Annotated in this window: 17 protein-coding genes; 9 read left to right on the forward strand and 8 right to left on the reverse strand. The window is 65.7% G+C overall.

Translation table 11 applies throughout. The annotated features are described in order from the left end of the window. On the forward strand, nucleotides 1-211 hold a 211-nt coding region (locus SMN802W_RS17310; protein ID WP_019517727.1), incomplete at its 5' end, for an FAD-binding protein. Nucleotides 212-693: 482 nt separating this feature from the next. Here the strand turns inward: SMN802W_RS17310 and SMN802W_RS0114945 are convergent. Further along, nucleotides 694-1,419, reverse strand: coding sequence for an anti-sigma factor (locus SMN802W_RS0114945; protein ID WP_019517728.1), 726 nt, complete (start codon nucleotides 1,417-1,419; stop codon nucleotides 694-696). Further along, entirely contained in the window at nucleotides 1,409-1,996 is a 588-nt protein-coding gene (locus SMN802W_RS0114950; RefSeq protein WP_019517729.1) for a sigma-70 family RNA polymerase sigma factor, read from the reverse strand. The genes SMN802W_RS0114945 and SMN802W_RS0114950 overlap by 11 nt, the downstream gene beginning before the upstream one ends. A 112-nt stretch (nucleotides 1,997-2,108) precedes the next feature. Here SMN802W_RS0114950 and SMN802W_RS0114955 point away from each other — a divergent pair, with 112 nt between their 5' ends. Both SMN802W_RS0114955 and SMN802W_RS0114960 read left to right on the forward strand, forming a co-directional pair. Continuing rightward, the gene (locus SMN802W_RS0114955) at nucleotides 2,109-3,104 is read left to right on the forward strand and encodes a ferritin-like domain-containing protein (RefSeq protein ID WP_026326182.1); all 996 of its coding nucleotides are present in this window, start codon (nucleotides 2,109-2,111) and stop codon (nucleotides 3,102-3,104) included. Nucleotides 3,105-3,154: 50 nt separating this feature from the next. Then, the gene (locus SMN802W_RS0114960) at nucleotides 3,155-4,198 is read left to right on the forward strand and encodes a ferritin-like domain-containing protein (RefSeq protein ID WP_019517731.1); all 1,044 of its coding nucleotides are present in this window, start codon (nucleotides 3,155-3,157) and stop codon (nucleotides 4,196-4,198) included. A 507-nt stretch (nucleotides 4,199-4,705) separates the two neighbouring features. Here SMN802W_RS0114960 and SMN802W_RS0114965 read toward each other — a convergent pair. After that, nucleotides 4,706-6,652 carry a ribonucleoside-diphosphate reductase subunit alpha gene (locus tag SMN802W_RS0114965; protein ID WP_019517732.1) on the reverse strand — a complete coding sequence of 649 codons (1,947 nt, stop codon included), beginning with the start codon at nucleotides 6,650-6,652 and terminating at the stop codon, nucleotides 4,706-4,708. Nucleotides 6,653-7,110: 458 nt separating this feature from the next. Next, on the reverse strand, nucleotides 7,111-9,768 hold the full coding sequence (locus SMN802W_RS17315) for an EAL domain-containing protein (RefSeq protein ID WP_019517733.1): 2,658 nt from the start codon (nucleotides 9,766-9,768) through the stop codon (nucleotides 7,111-7,113). Between the two features lie 141 nt (nucleotides 9,769-9,909). Here SMN802W_RS17315 and SMN802W_RS0114975 point away from each other — a divergent pair, with 141 nt between their 5' ends. Beyond that, a complete protein-coding gene (locus SMN802W_RS0114975; protein ID WP_019517734.1) occupies nucleotides 9,910-11,430 on the forward strand; it encodes a fumarate hydratase in 1,521 nt (506 codons plus the stop codon). Nucleotides 11,431-11,543: 113 nt separating this feature from the next. After that, entirely contained in the window at nucleotides 11,544-12,101 is a 558-nt protein-coding gene (locus SMN802W_RS0114980; protein ID WP_026326183.1) for a DUF1993 domain-containing protein, read from the forward strand. Between the two features lie 552 nt (nucleotides 12,102-12,653). Here the strand turns inward: SMN802W_RS0114980 and SMN802W_RS0114985 are convergent. Further along, nucleotides 12,654-13,202, reverse strand: coding sequence for a hypothetical protein (locus SMN802W_RS0114985; RefSeq protein WP_019517736.1), 549 nt, complete (start codon nucleotides 13,200-13,202; stop codon nucleotides 12,654-12,656). A 101-nt stretch (nucleotides 13,203-13,303) separates the two neighbouring features. Here SMN802W_RS0114985 and SMN802W_RS0114990 point away from each other — a divergent pair, with 101 nt between their 5' ends. Genes SMN802W_RS0114990 through SMN802W_RS18410 form a run of 3 tightly spaced genes read left to right on the forward strand, consistent with a single transcriptional unit; the run spans nucleotide 13,304 to nucleotide 14,318 of the window. Beyond that, on the forward strand, nucleotides 13,304-13,696 hold the full coding sequence (locus tag SMN802W_RS0114990; RefSeq protein ID WP_019517737.1) for a PRC-barrel domain-containing protein: 393 nt from the start codon (nucleotides 13,304-13,306) through the stop codon (nucleotides 13,694-13,696). Nucleotides 13,697-13,716: 20 nt separating this feature from the next. Next, nucleotides 13,717-14,175 (forward strand): DUF3597 domain-containing protein, encoded by a 459-nt coding sequence (locus tag SMN802W_RS0114995; protein WP_019517738.1) that lies wholly within the window; start codon nucleotides 13,717-13,719, stop codon nucleotides 14,173-14,175. Between the two features lie 5 nt (nucleotides 14,176-14,180). After that, the gene (locus SMN802W_RS18410) at nucleotides 14,181-14,318 is read left to right on the forward strand and encodes a hypothetical protein (protein ID WP_019517739.1); all 138 of its coding nucleotides are present in this window, start codon (nucleotides 14,181-14,183) and stop codon (nucleotides 14,316-14,318) included. A gap of 168 nt (nucleotides 14,319-14,486) precedes the next feature. Here the strand turns inward: SMN802W_RS18410 and SMN802W_RS17320 are convergent, their stop codons facing one another. The 3 genes from SMN802W_RS17320 to uvrB form a co-directional block, all read right to left on the reverse strand. Next, nucleotides 14,487-15,056 carry an energy transducer TonB gene (locus SMN802W_RS17320; protein ID WP_019517740.1) on the reverse strand — a complete coding sequence of 190 codons (570 nt, stop codon included), beginning with the start codon at nucleotides 15,054-15,056 and terminating at the stop codon, nucleotides 14,487-14,489. A 404-nt stretch (nucleotides 15,057-15,460) separates the two neighbouring features. Further along, a complete protein-coding gene (locus SMN802W_RS0115010; protein WP_019517741.1) occupies nucleotides 15,461-15,832 on the reverse strand; it encodes a hypothetical protein in 372 nt (123 codons plus the stop codon). Between the two features lie 11 nt (nucleotides 15,833-15,843). Further along, the gene (gene uvrB / locus SMN802W_RS0115015; protein ID WP_019517742.1) at nucleotides 15,844-18,033 is read right to left on the reverse strand and encodes an excinuclease ABC subunit UvrB; all 2,190 of its coding nucleotides are present in this window, start codon (nucleotides 18,031-18,033) and stop codon (nucleotides 15,844-15,846) included. Nucleotides 18,034-18,198: 165 nt separating this feature from the next. Between uvrB and SMN802W_RS0115020 the strand changes: the two genes are divergently transcribed. Continuing rightward, the gene (locus SMN802W_RS0115020) at nucleotides 18,199-19,032 is read left to right on the forward strand and encodes a ferredoxin--NADP reductase (RefSeq protein WP_019517743.1); all 834 of its coding nucleotides are present in this window, start codon (nucleotides 18,199-18,201) and stop codon (nucleotides 19,030-19,032) included. Nucleotides 19,033-19,042 lie beyond the last annotated feature (10 nt).

Here is a 19,042-nt window from a genome sequence, read left to right on the forward strand (position 1 = left end):
GCTGATCGTGCACCCTGCGATTACCTTCACGTTCGGCGGGCTGACGATCGACACCGGCGCGCATGTGCTGCGGCGTGACGGGTCGCGCGTCGCCGGGCTGTTCGCTGCTGGTGCAGATGCTGCCGGCGCCTACGGCTCTGGCTACGCGGGAGGATTGGCGCTCGCCATGACATTCGGAATAACGGCAGCACGCTCGGCCGGCTGGACGTAAGGCGCGCAACTGTCTTGCGGCGAAATGACAATCAGAGCGCCGGTGCGAGACGCATCTGCTCAAGAAACGACGGTTCCGCCATTTGACATACGGTACCGAACCATCTTCATCGAGATCTGCTAATTGGGTAGTTAAGCGGAACTGCGTTCTGCAGTGGTCAAATCCAGTCCCAGCAACCAACCATACAACCTGATACACCACCTCAAGGACGGCGTCGTCGTTCGTGGCGGCGGTCGTAGCGTCGGTGCTGCATCATTGCCCGCAGCAGCAGGGAATCTGCTGCACGAGCTAGATCACGGCTAGCACCTGCTCACCAAGCCGAACCATTTTCAGGCCGAGCGGATGAAGCGCTCCATCAGGAAGGCTGCCGGCAAACACTTCCACGAAGGCCACGCAGCATATTGTGACGGCTGCGATGCGGCGCGCCGGCTTGAAACGCCCAGCCGCCAGCGGAGGAGGTACGACGGAACATCAGGAGACGGTCATACGTCCGAGAGCAGCCCGGCGAGGATTACCGGGCCGGTCGGCTGGCCAGTCGGCGATCCGCCTGCCGGTTCCACCGAGATCGCGAGCTGGTCACCGGAATGCGGCAAGTGCGACCTCGTCACGGGAAGCGCGCGTCCGGCATCCAGCCCAACAACACCCAGCGACACAGGCTTTCCATCGGCCGGAATGCGCCAAAGTTGCGCCGCGCGGCCGGACGGTACCTCGATCGCGTCGGAAAGACGCAGCGCTGCGGTGTCGCGATCAAGCAGTGCGACAATCGCCTTCTTGGGCGAGTCTGCCGTCGGCGCAAGCGCGGCGACCAGCAGATGCGGCGCGATCGCAACCGGGGCAGGCGGTGGCGTCGGAACCGCCGGCACAGGAAGCAGCCAGGCGACGCCCGACGCGGCGAGCGCGCCGAGCGCACCTCCGATGCCGACGAAGCGCCACCTGCTAGCGCCGCGCCGCTCGCGCCGTGTGGAGGCCGAGCGCGGCGCCAGTGCAGGCGCATCCACCAGCCTCGCCTCGATCCGCTCGCGCAAGCCGGCAGGTGGTGGGACATCCTCCTCCTGCGCGTAGAGCGGGGTCAGATGCCGCTGCCACCAGTCAACTTCCTGCGCGAAGGCGGGATCGAACGTTGCGCGATCCGCGGCGTGGGCGTGCTCCGCGCCCTCCAGCAGGCCGATCGCGAACTCGGCGGCGGTGACGTGGTCCTCAGTCGTCATCGCGCAGACATTCACGCAGGCGGATCAGGGCGCGCCGGATCAGGCTCTTCATCGTCGGCAACGGAACCGCGTCGCGAGCGGCGATCTCGGCATAGGTCAGGCCATTGATGAAGGCCGACCGAATCGCAAGGCGAGGCCGGTCGTCCAGCAGATCGATACAATCGCGCAGCCGACGGCTCTCTTCGGCAACGACGATCGCGTCGTCGGCGTGCGTGGCCGGGTCGACGATGCTGCTCGCGGCGTGATCGTTGTCCGATCCGACAGTATCATGGTCAGGGCGTCGCGATCGCCGCCAATCGAGCGCGCGGTTGCGCGCAATCACACACAGCCACGTGACCGGGCTGCCGCGCGTGGCATCGTAAGCCGAGGCACGTCTCCAGATCACGAGATAGACTTCCTGCAACACGTCCTCGGCCGCCTGTCGTTCGCCGCAGATACGAAGGCAGATGCCGAAAAGCTTCGTGGCGGTCATGTCATAGACCTGCCGGAACGCCTGCCGGTCACCTGCGCCGCTCGCCGCAAGCGCGGTGATCAGGGCCGTGCGGCGCGCCGTTGCCTGTGTTTGATCGACCGTCACTTTTTCATGGCCGTGTGTGCATCCTGTTCCTGATTGGTCTCGTACCTCCTTTCACCCGCATGAAGGAAGGCGTTTGTGACGCCGGCTGTGGGTTGGGAGGTGCCGAGTGACGATGCACGACGAACAGGTCACGCATGATCGGATAATCGAGAGTTTCGACGGACGGGTGAAACGCCGGTCCGACCGGCGTGCGTTCTTTACCGCCGCGATCGGTGCGGCGGCGGTCGGCGGTGCGTTCGCCTTCGCCGATCCGGCGCTGGCGCAGACCAGCCTCAACGACAATGACGTGCTGAACTTTGCGCTCAACCTCGAATATCTCGAGGCGCAATTTTACCTCTACGCTGTCAACGGCAGCGGCCTTCCCGCCAACCTGACCGCAAACGGCGCCGGCACGACCGCGGGTGGCACCGTGACTGGTGGCGCGAAGGTCGATTTCTCGGGTGATCCGCTGGTCGGTGCCTATGCGCGTGAGATCGCCGCCGATGAGCAGGCGCATGTCGCGTTTCTGCGCACCGCACTCGGCTCAAACGCAGTGGCGATGCCGAACATCAATATCGATGGCAGCGCGAGCGGCGCCTTTACCGCGGCGGCGCGCGCGGCGGGCGTGGTCGGGTCGAGTGACACGTTCAATCCCTATTCGTCGCCCAACAACTTCCTGCTCGGCGCGTTCATCTTCGAGGATGTCGGCGTCACCGCCTACAAGGGTGCGGCACCGCTGCTGAGCAGCAAGATCTTCCTCGAAGCCGCAGCGGGCATCCTGGCGGTCGAGGCGTATCACGCCGCGATTGTCCGCACGACGCTCTACAGCAAGGGTATCTCCGCGCTGGTCGACGCGACCGAGAAGATCTCGAACGCGCGCGACACGCTCGACGGCAATCCGACGCTCGACGCCGTCCGCGGCATCGGTCCCGACGACGATCAGGGCATCGCCCCTTCGGGCAGCGGCACCACGCTGACTGCCAACCTGGCCCCGCTCAACAGCAACGGCCTCGCCTACAGCCGCACGACCGGTCAGGTGCTCAATATCGTTTACCTGAATGCCGGCACCGCCACGATGGGCGGTTTCTTCCCCAATGGCGTCAACGGAAACATCAAGTCGACCACCTGAGCGGTGCTGCCTCGAACCGATGTCCACAGACGCTATCAAGGAACGTTCACATGATTGATCCCTATAAAGCCATCGAGATCCTGGCCGCCGCCGACAAGCGCCGCGCGGCCCGACGCGGGTTCCTGAAAGCCGCAGGCGGCGGTGTCGTGCTGCTCGGCGGCGCGTCGCTGCTGTCCGCCTGCGACGAGGATAAGAACTATCCGCCGCCGTCCACCCCCTCGCCGTCGCCAACCCCGACTCCGACGGCCGTTACCGACAACGACATCCTCAACCTTGCGTTGAACCTCGAATATCTCGAGGCGCAATTCTACTCGTTTGCCGTCAACGGCACCGGCCTGGCGGCAACACAGACCGCGAGCGGCTCGGGCACGGCTGGCGGCACAGTCACTGGCGGCGCCAAGGTCGACTTCTCGGGCGATCCGGTCGTCGGCGCCTATGCGCGCGAGATCGCGGCGGACGAAGCGGCGCACGTCGCATTCCTGCGCACCGCGCTCGGGTCGGCGGCAGTGGCGATGCCCAACATCAACATCGACGGCGGCGCGAGCGGTGCCTTCACTGCCGCGGCACGCGCGGCCGGCGTGATCGGATCGAGCGACACGTTCAATCCATATTCCTCGCCGGAAAACTTCCTGCTCGGCGCGTTCATCTTCGAGGACGTGGGCGTTACCGCGTACAAGGGTGCGGCGCCGCTGTTGTCGAACAAAACCTATCTCGAGGCGGCTGCCGGCATCCTTGCAGCCGAGGCCTATCACGCGGGCATCGTGCGCACCGTTCTATATGCCAAGGGCATGTCGACGAGCTCGCTCATCACCGCAACGACCAAGATTTCCGATGCACGCGACCTGCTTGATGGTACGCCGTCCAACGACGACGTGCGCGGTATCGGATCTGACGACGACCAGGGTCTGGTCGGATCGGGCAACACCGCCAACCTGGTGCCCGCAAACGTCAACGGACTAGCCTACAGCCGCAACAGCCAGCAGGTGCACAACATCGTGTACCTGAACGCGACCGGGGCGAACCGTACCGGTGGTGGGTTCTTCCCCAACGGCACGAACAATCCCAACGCATCGTTGCGCGTCGGCCTTTCCTAAGCTTTCGAACGCCCGGGCGATCCGCTCGCCCGGGCACGTTCGTGTATTTTGCGCATGGTCCTATCAGCCATCCGCGCAAACACGCCGCCGTCGACCGCAATGCAATAGATCGAAATACCGCAGCCATTCACCCTTGGGCGAAAGCGGCGCGATCAGTCCGATTGTTTGTGGCAACACGAACTGACTTGGTCGTCATACGGTTGCGGCAAATGGCTGCGAGAGCGCCAGTCCATTCCTCCATACCTTGCTCGCTTGTACGCAGCTGCGGACGATTACACGCTGACGACGCCTGTACCGGTTGTTATCGGCACGATCATCAGCATGCGTGATCGCTCATGTGCCGCTAGCGCGGATGTGGAACCGCCGCTTCGCCAAGCATGCGGGCGCGGCGATGAGCGGGCATCGGCAGACCGGGTGGGCCGGTCCGTCGGCTAGGCGTGACACAGAAGACTCCGGCGCTCGCGCAACCGGGGTCAGCCACTCAACATGCTCGGACGAGCGGCGCGCTTACTGACAGGCGAGGCACTCGTCATAGTCGGTCGTTTCGCCGAACTCGTACTTCGGCTTTTCAATGGTGTTGTCGTTCTCGACACCGCCGGCGAAGCCCGCGCGCTGCACCGATTTCGAGCGCAGATAGTAGAGCGACTTGATCCCCAGTTCCCACGCGCGGAAGTGGAGCATCAGCAGGTCCCATTTCTCGACATCCGCCGGGATGAACAGGTTCAGCGACTGCGCCTGGTCGATGTACGGCGTGCGGTCGCCGGCGAGTTCGAGCAGCCAGCGCTGGTCGATCTCGAAGCTGGTCTTGTAGCAATCCTTCTCGTCCTGCCCCAGGAAGTCGAGGTGCTGGACCGAACCGCCGTGTTCGAGGATCGAGCTCCACACCGCCTCGGAGTCCTTCGACTTCTCGGCCAGCAGCTTCTTCAGATATGGGTTCTTGACCGAGAAGCTGCCCGACAGCGTCTTGTGCGTGTAGATGTTCGCCGGGATCGGCTCGATGCACGCGCTGGTGCCGCCGCAGATGATCGAGATCGACGCGGTCGGCGCGATCGCCATCTTGCAGCTGAATCGCTCCATCACGCCCATGTCGGCGGCATCGGGGCAGGGCCCGCGCTCGACCGCCAGCTGCATCGACGCCTGGCTGACCTGGGTATGGATGTGGCGGAAGATCTTGAGGTTCCACGACTTCGCCATCGCGCCCTCGAACGGCAGGCCGCGTGCCTGGAGGAACGAGTGGAAGCCCATGACGCCGAGGCCGACCGACCGCTCGCGCGCGGCGGAATAGGCGGCGCGCTCCATGCCGGGTTCGTGACGATCAATGTAATCCTGCAGCACGTTGTCGAGGAAGCGCATCACGTCCTCGACGAACGTCTTGTCATCCTTCCACTGGTCCCATGTCTCGAGGTTCAATGACGACAGGCAGCAGACCGCGGTGCGGTCATTGCCGAGATGGTCGCGCCCGGTCGGCAGCGTGATCTCGCTGCACAGGTTCGAGGTCGACACCTTGAGGCCAAGATCGCGGTGATGCTTGGGCATGTTCGAGTTCACGTGGTCGGCGAAGACGATGTACGGCTCGCCGGTCGCGAGGCGGGTCTCGACCAGTTTCTGGAACAAGGCGCGCGCGTCCACCTTGCCACGGACCGCGCCGTCCTTGGGGCTCTTCAGCTCCCACTCGGCGCCGTCGCGTACCGCCTCCATGAAGGCGTCGGGGATCAGCACGCCGTGGTGCAGGTTCAGCGCCTTGCGGTTGAAGTCGCCCGAGGGTTTGCGGATCTCAAGAAATTCCTCGATCTCCGGGTGGCTGACATCGAGGTAGCAGGCGGCCGAGCCGCGGCGTAAGCTACCCTGGCTGATCGCGAGCGTCAGCGAGTCCATCACGCGCACGAACGGGATGATACCGCTGGTCTTGCCGTTCAGCCCGACCGGCTCGCCGATGCCGCGCACGTTGCCCCAATAGGTGCCGATGCCGCCGCCGCGCGAAGCCAGCCAGACGTTCTCGTTCCAAGTGTCGACGATGCCGTTCAGGCTGTCGGGAACCGAGTTCAGGTAGCAGGAGATCGGCAGGCCGCGCCCGGTGCCGCCGTTCGACAGCACGGGAGTCGCCGGCATGAACCACAATTGCGAGATGTAATCGTAGATGCGCTGCGCATGCGCCTCGTCATCGGCATAGGCGCAGGCGACGCGGACGAACAGGTCCTGATAGGTTTCGCCCGGCAGCAGGTAGCGGTCGTTGAGCGTTTCCTTGCCGAAGTCGGTCAGCAGCGCGTCGCGTGAGGCATCGGTCTTCACCTTGAAATCGCGCGATGCCGCCTTCTTGGTCGGCGCACGCTCGGACGCTGCCGACATGCCGGGCGCGCCGCGCTCGGACGCGGGGTTGGGCGCATCGGCCTCGGGCTTCACCACACGCTCCATCAAATCCATCATCGACTCGCCGCCGGCATCCCCGAAGTTCATCCTGCCGTTCCCTTTTGATCAATTCATCTGCTGATCACGCCACAGGGCGCGATCCAGTGTAACGCTAAGCTGCCCACGACTTTGCCGATCCATGCTGCCCACGCGGGCACGACGCCGAGTTGACAGGTCGGCGAGCAACGGATCGTCAAATACCACAGGCAGTGTCTTCGCGTCGGTTCTGCCCCCACAACTTGTGTTGAGCAAGGCTGAAACGAGTGTCGCTGTTTTCGTTTCCCACTCCGCAACGACGGCTCGAAGGGGCGCGACGCATGGACCTAGGCCGCTTCCAGCAAGTGCAAGTGGAAAGACGGTCGAAAAAAATAAATGCGGCTTGATTTTGGAAGGTGAGCGCGAGGCGATGTGCGCGAACGGCGTGCCCGAGTACGCTGCCCCGATATGCGCGAGGAAGCAGCTGGTGTCAGAACACGCTGCGACGGCCCGCAGCAACCACGCCGCGATCAGGCGGCGCGGCGCTGGGTCGACTGGATCAGCTGGTCGATGTCGATCGGGTAGGTGAATTGCAGTCCGGCGCGGCCGTCGTCGATCCAGCGGATCGTTGCGGGGACGAACTGGCCGTCGACCAGCTCGATCGTCATCTCGAACCCGACCGCCTCGGGCGGCAGGTCGACCCCGTCGATCAGCACGCCGCCGGTGGACACGTCGCGGATGCGGACCTCCGCGGTCTCCCCCGCCATCGTCGCGCGCGCGGCGCGCAGTACCTTGTGGCGTTGCGCGCGGCTGGTCTTGAAACCGACCGCGATCGCCTTGCCCTCGGGTTGGCCGAGTTGCGCATGCACTGCCTCGGCCGGGGCGGGCTTGCCGTAGACATAGCCCTGAATGTGGCTGCACCCCAATTCGCGGATCAGCGCGATCTCGTCCTGCTGCTCGACACCTTCGGCGGTCGTCTCCATCCCCAGCGTGTCGGCGAGCGTCACGATCGCCTTGATGATCGCGGCGTTGCGGTTGCTTTCGTTGATCGCGCCGCGCACGAAGCTCTGGTCGACCTTGATCTTGTCGAACGGCGCCTTTTTTAGATAGCCGAGCGAGGAATAGCCGGTGCCGAAATCGTCGAGCGCCAGCCGCACGCCGATCCGCTTCAACGCCGCAAACATCCGCTCGGACGAGGCGTCCTCGTTCAGGAACACGCCCTCGGTTATCTCCAGTTCCAGCCGATGCGGCGGGAGTCCCGAGGTGGCGAGTGCGCTCGTGACGAGGCTTGGCAGCGCCGGGTTGGCGAACTGGATCGGCGACACGTTCACCGCAACGCGGACATGGTTGGGCCAGGTCGCGGCCTCGGCGCAGGCGGTGCGCATCACCCACTCGCCGATCGCCTCGATCATCCCGCATTCCTCGGCGACCGGAATGAACTCGGCCGGGCTCACGAAGCCGCGCGTCGGGTGGCTCCAGCGCAGCAACGCCTCGTAGCCGACGATGCGCTCGTCCTTGGTCGACACCACTGCCTGATAGGCGAGGTGGAGCTGGTTCTGCTTCAACGCCTGCCGCAGGTCGTCCTCGAGCTGGCGGCGATATTGCGCACCCTCCAGCAATTCGTCGCGGTAGAAACGATGCACGCCGCGCCCGTCGCCCTTGGCGGCGTAGAGCGCCAGGTCGGCGTTGCGAACCAGCGCCTCGGGATCGTCGCCATGCTCGGGCGCGATCGCGACGCCGATCGAACAGCCGATCGAGATCGTTGCGCCGTCGATGTAATAAGGGCGTGATAGCGCGGCGATGATCGCGTCGGCGAGCGCCGCCAGCCGCTCGCGATTGCCCTCGCGCGGCAGGATCACCTTGAATTCGTCGCCACCCAGCCGGCCGACCATGCCGGCATCGCCGACCGTCTTCTGCAAGCGCCCCGCGACCTGTTTGAGCAGTTCGTCGCCGACCTGGTGGCCGAGCGTGTCGTTGACGGCCTTGAACCGGTCGAGGTCGAGCAGGAACAGCGTGTTCGAGCCTTGCGTCCGCTGCTGCGGCGACAGCATCTGCTCAAGCGACAGGCGCATCCGCTGGCGATTGGCGAGCCCGGTCAGGCTGTCGAACAGCGCAAGGCGCGTGATCTCCGCCTCGGCGCGGCGCTTCTCGGTCAGGTCGGAGCCCGAGCCGATGAAGCCCTGGAACCGGCCGAACTGATCGAGCAGCGGGCGGCCCGAAATCGACCACCAGCGCTCGGGCGCTTCTTCAGGCGCGGGGCGCACCGAATAGTCGGAGAACGACGTGCGGCTCGACAGGTGGAACGTCAGCGTCCGCTCTGTCTCGGCCAGCGCGGTATCGACGCGGAAGACGCGGGTCAGCGTCTCGCCCTTCGCCTTGATCCCGAACGCGGACACTTCGCGCGCGACCTTGTCGCTCAGATAGGTCAGGCGACCGCCGCGATCAGTCTGCCAGAACCAGCCCGAGCCATGGCTCTCGAATTCATTGACGAGCCGGCTGGCGAGCAACTCGGTACCCGCGGCTTCCTCTTCGCAGGCGAGTTCGGCGAGCCGCGCACGGCTGCGCCCGACGACGCCGTACGCCAGCAGCGCGGCGAGGATCACCGCGGTCCCGCTCGCCCAGGACAAGCCATGCTGGACGATCGTGGCGCAGGCAAGGGCCGCCGCGAAGCCGAGCGTGGCGGCGGCGACGGGTTGGATCACCACCGCGGTAATGATGATGGTGCCGAACAATGCGACGATCGCGGCGATGCGCAGGTCGGGCGCGACGAACTCGCCCGCGACCGCGGCAAGCGAGAACAGCGACAGCGCGGCCGCCGCAGCGACCGCGGCGAGCAGCAACGTGCGCTGGTGAGCGCCAAGCTGCTGCGCGACAACGAAGCGGAGCAGGACGAATACGCCGGGCGCGGCGATCAGCGCGGGGATGCCGACGAGCGCGAGGGTCGCGGCGAGCCCGCCCGAGCCGACGGCAAGTGCGGCCGCGATCAACGCCAGCGGCGTGGCCACCATCGCGACACCTGCGACGGGCCACAGCTCCGCCACCTCGGCGAGCGCGACGTCACGATGGTCACCGACGCGTTCTTCGTCGGATGCGACCAGACCGAGGCTCGCGAGGATCGCAGGACGCGGGACATCGGGCTCCCGCGTGATGTCCGTTGCCTCGTGCTCTGACCGACCTGCTCTTCCCATAAAGGGTCAGATAGCCTGACGGGGCTTTGTCGAAGCTTGACGCGCATGCTTAACGCGGCGCTAACCGGCGGAGTCCGGCGTTGGCATCATGTCGCGGCGCACCATTGCGAGTACAACATGGCCGTCTTACAGGGATCGGCCATGACGACGATCCGCGAAGCCGATTTGATCGAGAGCGTGGCCGATGCGCTCCAGTTCATCAGTTATTACCACCCGATGGATTACATCCGCGCATTGGGCGATGCCTATGAGGCGGAGGTCAGCCCGGCGGCGAAGGATGCAATCGCGCAGATCCTGACCAACAGCCGAATGTGCGCGGAAGGACATCGCCCGATCTGCCAGGATACCGGCATCGTCAACGTGTTCGTCAAATGGGGGATGGACTGCCGGCTCGACAACACAACCCGCTCGTTGCAGGACGTGGTCGACGAGGGCGTGCGCCGCGCCTACCTGCACCCGGAGAATAAGCTGCGCGCCTCCGTGCTCGCCGACCCCGCGTTCACCCGTCGTAACACACGCGACAACACGCCGTGCGTGCTCCACGTCGACATGGTGCCCGGCAACACGGTGTCGGTCGATGTCGCGGCCAAGGGCGGCGGCAGCGAGAACAAGTCCAAGTTCAAGATGATGAACCCAAGCGATTCGATCGTCGACTGGGTGATCGAGATGTTGCCGCAGATGGGGGCCGGCTGGTGCCCGCCGGGCATGCTGGGCATCGGCATCGGTGGCACGGCGGAGCATTGCGTGCTGCTCGCCAAGCAGGCGCTGATGGAGCCGATCGACATGGGGCCGCTGAAGGCGCGCGGTCCGCGCAACGATATCGAGGCATTGCGCATCGAGATATTCGACAAGGTCAACGCACTCGGCATCGGCGCGCAAGGCCTTGGCGGGCTGTCGACGATCCTCGACGTCAAGATCATGGACGCGCCGTGCCACGCGGCGGGAAAGCCGGTCGCGATGATCCCGAATTGCGCCGCGACCCGCCACGCGCACTTCACGCTCGACGGCAGCGGGCCGGCGTATCTGGAAGCGCCCAAGCTCGACGAATGGCCCAAGGTCGACTGGAAGCCCGATAGCGCGGCGATCCGCGTCGACCTCGACACGCTGACGCCTGAGGTGGTCGCGCAGTGGAAGCACGGCGACCGCCTGCTCTTGAACGGCAAGATGCTCACCGGGCGTGACGCCGCGCACAAGCGCATCGCCGACATGCTGGCGCGCGGCGAGGAACTGCCGGTCAGCTTCAGGGGCCGCGTGATCTACTACGTCGGGCCGGTCGATCCGGTTGGCGAGGAAGTGGTGGGGCCGGCGGGTCCGACGACCGCTACGCGGATGGACAAGTTCACGCGCATGATGCTCGACCAGGGCCTGCTCGCGATGGTCGGCAAGGCCGAGCGCGGGCCGGCGGCGACCGAGGCGATCCGCGAGGCGAAGTCGGCCTATCTAATGGCGGTCGGCGGTGCCGCCTATCTGGTCGCGCGTGCGATCAAGGGATCGAAGGTCGTCGGGTTCGAGGACCTCGGCATGGAAGCGATCTACGAGTTCGAGGTCAGCGACTTTCCCGTCACGGTCGCGGTCGATGCCGAGGGGCAGAACGTCCACCAGCTCGCCCCGCTGGTCTGGCGCGAGAAGATCGCGCGCGAGGGGTTGCTACAGCCGGCGTGACGCCTGTGAGGCGCTGGTCGCGGTGGCAGGAGTGCCGCGACCAGCATCCGCTTGACGACCGGTCGGGCGCGGCGGATGAGGACAATCGTTCCATCATCCAAGCGAGCGACTGCATGAACCTGGCCGACCTGCTGCTGCCGACCTACACCCAGATGCTGGGTACGATGGCCAAGTGGCTCGACAAGGCCGAGGCCGCGCGCGGCGATGAGGCGGATACGCTGTTGAGCGCGCGGCTCGCCCCCGACATGTTTCCGCTGTCGACGCAGCTGCGTTTCGCGTGCCGGCAGGCGCAGGAGGCGGTGTTCCGCCTGCAGGGCCGCGACTTTTCGCCCGAGCTGCAGGCGCTGCTCGACGAGGCGCGAAATGGCGGTGACAAGCCGGGTACGCTCGCCGACGCGCGGGCGCGGATCGGCGAGACGCTGGCGGTCGTCGAGGCGGCGGGGCGGGACGGCTTCGTGCTCGATGGCGATGCCGCACTCGCGCACGCACTGCCGAACGGCATGGTGCTGGATGTGACCGCGACCGTTTACGCGCGCGACTGGGCGCTGCCGCAATTCTACTTCCACGTCGTGGCGGCCTATGCGATCCTGCGCGCGCAGGGCGTGGAACTCGGCAAGGCCGATTATTGCGCGCACCTGCTGCCGTATCTGCGGATGCCGCAGCGGGATTGAGGCGGGCGCGTTGGCGGCGGCGCTTGCTCGGCACTGTCCTGCAACGATGGTTGGCCCTACGCCGCGTGCGTCTTTGCTAACGCTATAATCCGCGCACGCGTCGGCGCATGAGCGCGCGCATGTAGGGTGTGACGCTCGTAACCTTCCGCAACGCGTGGCACGGGTGTCCGCGTGATCTCACCGACCCGTAAATGAGAAGAGGCTGCCGGACCGTCTCTCGACGGACCCGACAGCCCCTAGACATGGTCAGCGGCCGGAGAGCTCCAGCCCGGGAGACCATGAACGCCTCATCGACGCATCGCCGAACCGTTGTCGAGGGGCAAACCCTCCGGTCCGTCGACAGATCTTAGAAGCGGATCCCCCGAGCGAACTGAACCGAACCCACTGCTGAACCATGAGACATCGGATCACCTCCTTTCGCTGGTTGAAGACACGTGCGACCTGCGTTGATCGCATCTGCAATGTGTCCTCATCGGCGACGATATACAAGGCTTGTATTATCGCCCGACATGACCGAGCATCCTCGGCCACGGCGCTGCCACGAGCGTGCGATCAGCCGCGGCAATCCTCGATCACACGGCCGATCTCGGCATAGGGCGGCAGCACCAGCGCGGGCATGCCCGCCTGCTCGATGACGAAACGCCCGCGGCTGAACGCGACTGCGTCGAGCAGCGGATCGTTCGGCGCGAACGCGGCCGCGACATAGGGCGGCGTGCCGCCGGTTGATCGTGCTGTCACGCTGCGGGTCAGCGCGGTGGTACGGATCGCAAAGGACGACGTGGCGGTGCCGCTGCGCGACAGGAAGATGCGCCGCTCACCCAGATCGCAGCGCAGCACCGCCAGCGCATCCTGTCCCGGCGTTCCGAACAGCGCGCGGCTGCCGCGCGCGTCGCGCCCGTAGCTCCAGGTGCCAGGCGTTCGCGGCCAGTCCTGCCAGTCGACCGGGGCGGGGGGAGGCGGCGCGACGGTCGGCGCAGCTGCCGGCCGCGGCACGTCGACCGGCGTTGGTGCGCGCGGCGGCGCGACGCACGCCGCCATCCACAGCAGCGCCATGGGCGAGAGGCGGAGCAGCAAGCGGGTGGAGAAACGCGTAACGGTCATCCGCCCGGCTATGCCTGATGCGCGCCGCACGCTCAACCGCAGCGGGAACCCGCCGACGCAGCGATCGGTTGTTCCGGGGCAAACGACCACAGGGAAGCCACATGTCCGACACCGACGCTTCATCATCGACGCCCGGGGAGCCGACCCAGCTGCTGGTCCGCTCGACGCTTTCCGACGCGATGCGGGTCGACAGCCGCGACGGCGATCACCTGGGCAGCGTCCATGCCTTCATGGTGCACAAGGGCTCGGGTCGTGTGACCCACGCGGTGCTGAGCCTCGGTGGCTTCCTTGGCATGGGGAAGAGCTTCTATCCGATGCCGTTCGGGCTGTTGTCGCTCGACGCGGTGCGCGACCTGTACGTCGTCACGATCGATCGCCGCATGCTTGAGGGCGGACCGAGCTGGGCGAACAATCCGCCGGTGTTCAACCAGTCGTACGCCGACAGCGTCGCGCGCTACTATGAAGTGCCGACCGAAAATCTCGCCAACGGTTGAATGAGAAAGGACCTTTCACGATGAGCATCTTCGGCAAGATCAAGGACGCGATCTTCGGTCATAACGGACCGCTCGGCGGGCAGTTCGGCGGCAAGAAGGACCCGGCACCCGCGCCCGCTCCGTCATCGACTGCTGGTGCGCCGCATCCCGCGCCGGCCCAGCAGCCGCAGGCTGCGCCGACCCAAGCACCCGCGACGCCTGCCGCAACGCCGGCGCAGCCGGTCAATGTCGAGCAGGTACTAACCAACATCGCGGCGCAGAAGGGCAATCCGAATCTTAACTGGCGCACGTCGATCGTCGATCTGATGAAGCTGCTCGACCTCGATTCGAGTCTCGACAACCGCAAGGAGCTTGCGACCGAGCTCGGTTACAGCGGGGCGAAGGACGGCTCGGCCGAGATGAACGTCTGGCTCCACAAGGCGGTGATGCGTGAGCTGGAGAAGAACGGCGGCACCGTGCCCGCCAGCATGAAGGATTAAGCGCGATGTCGGACAAGCAGAACGACGTGCAGAAAACGATCGAGGAGCTGCTCGAAGACCCGGACGCACCGGACAAGGGCAACACTCGCCCGCCGCAGACGATCGATGCCGAGCCATCGCGGGCGGACAAGGACGCACGGTAAGCGACCGATGGTGGGAGGCGGTGCCTACGGGTGCCGCCTTCTTGTATACGCTCGCTGGTAAAGCATCAGCAAAGAATAAGCGTTCCTCAGCGGCGGAAGAAGCCGGCCTTCTGATCAAGTCGGAGATGACGGTGCCGGCTCTAGGTCAACGGCAGAGCGCCTGCACGATCAGCGCCGGTCACTCTCGACCGCCCATGTATGGTTCTCCAAGATCCACGCTGGCACCGGACGACCTTCGGCGTCGCGAGATGGCTTGTAGCGGAAGCGCTGCTGGATAAGACGGCAGGTGGCGTCATCGAGCGAGCGATAGCCGCTGGACCGCGTGATGCGGCAATCGCCGACACGACCGTCGGTTTGCACCAGAAACCTGACGGACACGGTGCCCTCGAATCCGGTTTCGGCGAGGTCGCGGATGTCGGCGGGGAAGTCGCCGTCGGTGATGCGACCCTTGCGCTGTATCGGCGGGGTTTCGTCGCCGCCGTCTCCGTCGCCATCACCCCAGCCGCCCGAGCCGGTGCCGTCGCCGACGCCGCCCGCACCGGTGCCCGGGCCGACGCGCGGTGCCGCCCCTTGCGTCGCCTGATTGCCCGCGAATGCCTTGGTCGCGACGACGATCGGCGGGGGCGGTACGGGAATGACGACAACCGGCTTGGGCGCGACAACCTGCGTCGCCTTCGAACGGATGTTGGGCGGCGCGGCACGACCCTCTGCGCGCTTGCTGACCTTTGGTCGTGGCACGGTCTTGGGGCGCGGCGGGGCGGGGGTGGTGCCAAGTCGAACAACCGCAAGCCCTCGTCGACACGCTGCCGGATCGCCTCGCCGGCAAGGCCGTTCAGCAGCCCCCAGCCAAGTGCTGCCGTGACCCCCAGTGCGGCGGCGGCGGCACCGAGACGTTCCTGTCGAGGCTGCGCGTACATGCCGGCCGATGTAGGAAGCGGCGGCTGAACCGCGAGTGGCTGGCGATGATCGAGATCGCTGGAACGTCGCGAGGGTCACACCCATTCTACCACTGCGTCGAATGGTGATGCGTTCACTGAGCACGCATGTCCGAAAGGGTTGTGGTGCGCAGGACAGTTCGTCCAAGTCACACAGCAGCGGTGTTTCGAAGGCAACCGGCCGGCGGCAGCGACGACCGCGTCAGGTCACGACCGACGCGATCGTTCCCGAAGTTGGTCGCGGATCATGCCCACGACACTTGCCCCGATCGCAACGGTGCTGGCGACCGCGCACGCTGCCCAGCCGTGCAGTCCCGCGAAGCTCGGATCGCCGTGCGCGGTACGCAGGCCGATCACCGCACTAGCCCAGCCAGCGATAACGAGTGCGGCGAGTACCCACCATAGAGTGCGCCGACCACGCGGCGCCGCGGTGCCGAGTACGAAGGGCAACGCAGCGGGCAGCGCAGTTGCCGCGAACCTCAGGCCCATATTCGTGCCGACACCAGTTGCCGCGCCGAGCACGATCCCGCACGTCGACGCGAGCACACCGCCGGCGATGAGGAAGCGTCCGCGGGTCATGTCATTACGCGTCACCGGCGCTTGTTCATCCGCATCTGCTGCTGCTTGCCGAAGCGGGTCTTGCGCGTGCCGGGCTTGCCCTCGTTCGAGCGACCCGTGATCGGCGCCTTCTGTTCGTGGACAGGCAGGCCGAGTTCCTCCTGCTCCAACTGGCGGATCTCGTCGCGCAGCCGTCCGGCTTCCTCGAACTCGAGGTCGGATGCGGCCTTGCGCATCTTCTTCTCCAGCTCCTCGATATAGGCGCGCAAATTGTGGCCGACCATGTGCGGACGGTCCTCGTCGATCTCGACCGTAACCTGATCGCCCTGGCTGACGTGCGCGATGATGTCGCCGATGTTGCGGCGGATCGTCGTCGGGGTGATGCCATGTTCGAGGTTATACGCCTCCTGCTTCTCGCGACGGCGCTGCGTCTCGTTCATGGCGCGCTCCATCGAGCCCGTGACCCGATCGGCGTAGAGGATTACGCGCCCGTCGACGTTGCGCGCCGCGCGTCCAATCGTCTGGATCAGCGACGTTTCGGAGCGCAGGAAGCCTTCCTTGTCGGCGTCAAGGATCGCGACCAATCCGCATTCGGGAATGTCCAGCCCCTCGCGCAGCAGGTTGATGCCGATCAGCACGTCGTAGACGCCGAGCCGCAGGTCGCGGATCAGTTCAATACGCTCCAGTGTCTCGACGTCGGAATGCATGTAGCGGACCTTGATCCCCGCCTCGTGCATGTATTCGGTCAGGTCCTCCGCCATCCGTTTGGTCAGCGTGGTGACGAGCGTGCGGTAGCCGAGGTCGGTCGTCTTGCGCGCCTCGACGATCAGGTCCTGGACCTGCTCCTCGACCGGCTTGATCTCGATGGGCGGATCGATGAGGCCGGTGGGGCGGATCACCTGTTCGGCGAAGACGCCGGCCGACTGCTCCATCTCCCACGTGCCCGGCGTCGCCGAGACGCAGACGGTCTGCGGGCGCATCGCGTCCCACTCGTTGAAGCGTAAGGGGCGGTTGTCGATCGCGCTGGGCAGGCGGAAGCCGTACTCGGCCAGGGTGATCTTGCGACGGTGGTCGCCGCGCGACATGCCGTTGATCTGGCCGATCGTCTGGTGACTCTCGTCGACGAACAGCATCGCATTCTCGGGCAGGTACTCGAACAGCGTCGGCGGCGGCTCGCCCGGCAGGCGGCCGGTCAGGAAGCGGCTGTAATTCTCGATCCCGTTGCAGCTGCCGGTGGCCGCGATCATCTCGAGGTCGAAGTTGGTGCGCTGCTCCAGCCGCTGGCGCTCGAGAAGCTTGCCCTCGATCTCCAGCTCCTTCAGTCGCTCGGTCAGTTCGTGACGGATCGCGTCGGCGGCCTGCTTCATCGTCGGGCCAGGCGTGACATAGTGCGAATTGGCGTAAATGCGGATCGAGTTGAGGCTGGCCGATTTCTTGCCGGTCAGCGGATCGAACTCGACGATTTCCTCGATCTCGTCGCCGAAGAACGACACGCGCCAGGCGCTGTCTTCGTAGTGCGAGGGAAAGATCTCGAGATTGTCGCCCTTGACGCGGAAATTGCCGCGCTGGAAGGCGGCATCGTTGCGCTTGTACTGCAGCGCGACGAGCTTGCGGATGATCTCGCGCTGGTCTGCGCTTTGGCCCTTTTTCAGGTCGAAGATCATCGCCGAATAGGTCTCGACCGAGCCGATGCCATAGAGGCACGACACCGAGGCGACGATCAGCACGTCGTCGCGCTCCAGCAGCGAGCGCGTGGCCGAGTGGCGCATCCGGTCGATCGCCTCGTTCACCGAGCTTTCCTTCTCGATGTAGGTGTCGGACCGCGGCACGTACGCCTCGGGCTGGTAGTAATCGTAGTAGCTGACGAAATACTCGACTGCGTTGTCGGGAAAGAACGACTTGAACTCACCGTAGAGCTGCGCCGCGAGGATCTTGTTGGGCGCGAGGATCAGCGCCGGGCGCTGCATCTGCTCGATCACCTTGGCCATCGTGAAGGTCTTGCCCGAGCCGGTGACGCCCAGCAGCACCTGATCCTTCTCGCCGGCGCGCGCGGCCTCGACCAGGTCGCGGATCGCAGTCGGCTGATCGCCCGAGGGTTGGTAGTCGCTGACGAGCTTGAACGGGCGGCCGCCCTCGACCTTGGGCGGGCGCTGCGGACGGTGCGGGACGAAGTCGTCACCCGTTTCGGGTTCGGCCAGGCTGGTGCGGATCTGGATCGACATATGTTCACGATATGGGCGCTCGCACACGCGGCGTGAAGAAGCTTGGCGCGTGACAAGCTGCGCTTGGTTGACCGCGAAGACGCCCGCCCATATTGCGCAGCGTTCGCAATCAGAGTGACAGGCTTAAGGCCGTGCCGTCCGGGCGCGGTTCGAGGAAGAACAGGCATGACCGACGTCCGCGCACCCCAGACCATTCCCGAGAGCAAGGCGTTCGCCAGCGTCAAGGTGAACTGGGTGCGTCACTGGAACGAGCATCTGTTCAGCTTCGCGGTCGAGCGGCCGGCGAGCCTGCGCTTCCGTTCGGGCGAGTTCGTGATGATCGGGCTGCCGGGCGAAGAAGGGTCGGACGGCAGCGCGGGCAAGCCGATCATGCGCGCCTATTCGGTCGCGAGCCAGCATTATGCCGAGGAGCTGGAGTTCCTCTCGATCAAGGTCGAGAACGGCCCGCTGACGGGACGGCTGCAGCAGATCGTGGCGGGCGACGAAATCTATCTGGGGCGCAAACCCACCGGCACGCTGGTCACCGATGCGCTGCTGCCGGGCAAGCGGCTGTTCATGCTGTCGACCGGCACCGGCCTTGCGCCGTTCCTGAGCCTCGCGCGCGATCCCGACGTGTACACGATGTTCGACCAAGTCGTGGTGGTCCACTCGGTCCGCCGCGTCAGCGATTTGGCGTACCACGACGAGCTTGCCGCGCGGCTGGCGGACGATCCGCTGGTGGCGGACGAGGCGGCGACACAATTCCACTATATTCCGACCGTCACGCGCGAGCCGTTCCACACCACCGGGCGCATCGACGCGCTGATGGCGGACGGCACGATGTTCGGTGATCCGATCACCGGCGACAAGTGCTTCAACCCCGAGACCGATCGCATCATGATGTGCGGGTCGATGGACATGATCCGCGATACAGCGAAGACGCTGGAGACGCTGGGGTTCGTCGAGGGTTCGAACGCCGCACCGGGCACCTACGTGATCGAGCGCGCCTTCGTCGGGTAACGGTCGGGCG

Source organism: Sphingomonas sp. Mn802worker (assembly GCF_000382485.1).
Lineage (GTDB): Bacteria > Pseudomonadota > Alphaproteobacteria > Sphingomonadales > Sphingomonadaceae > Sphingomonas.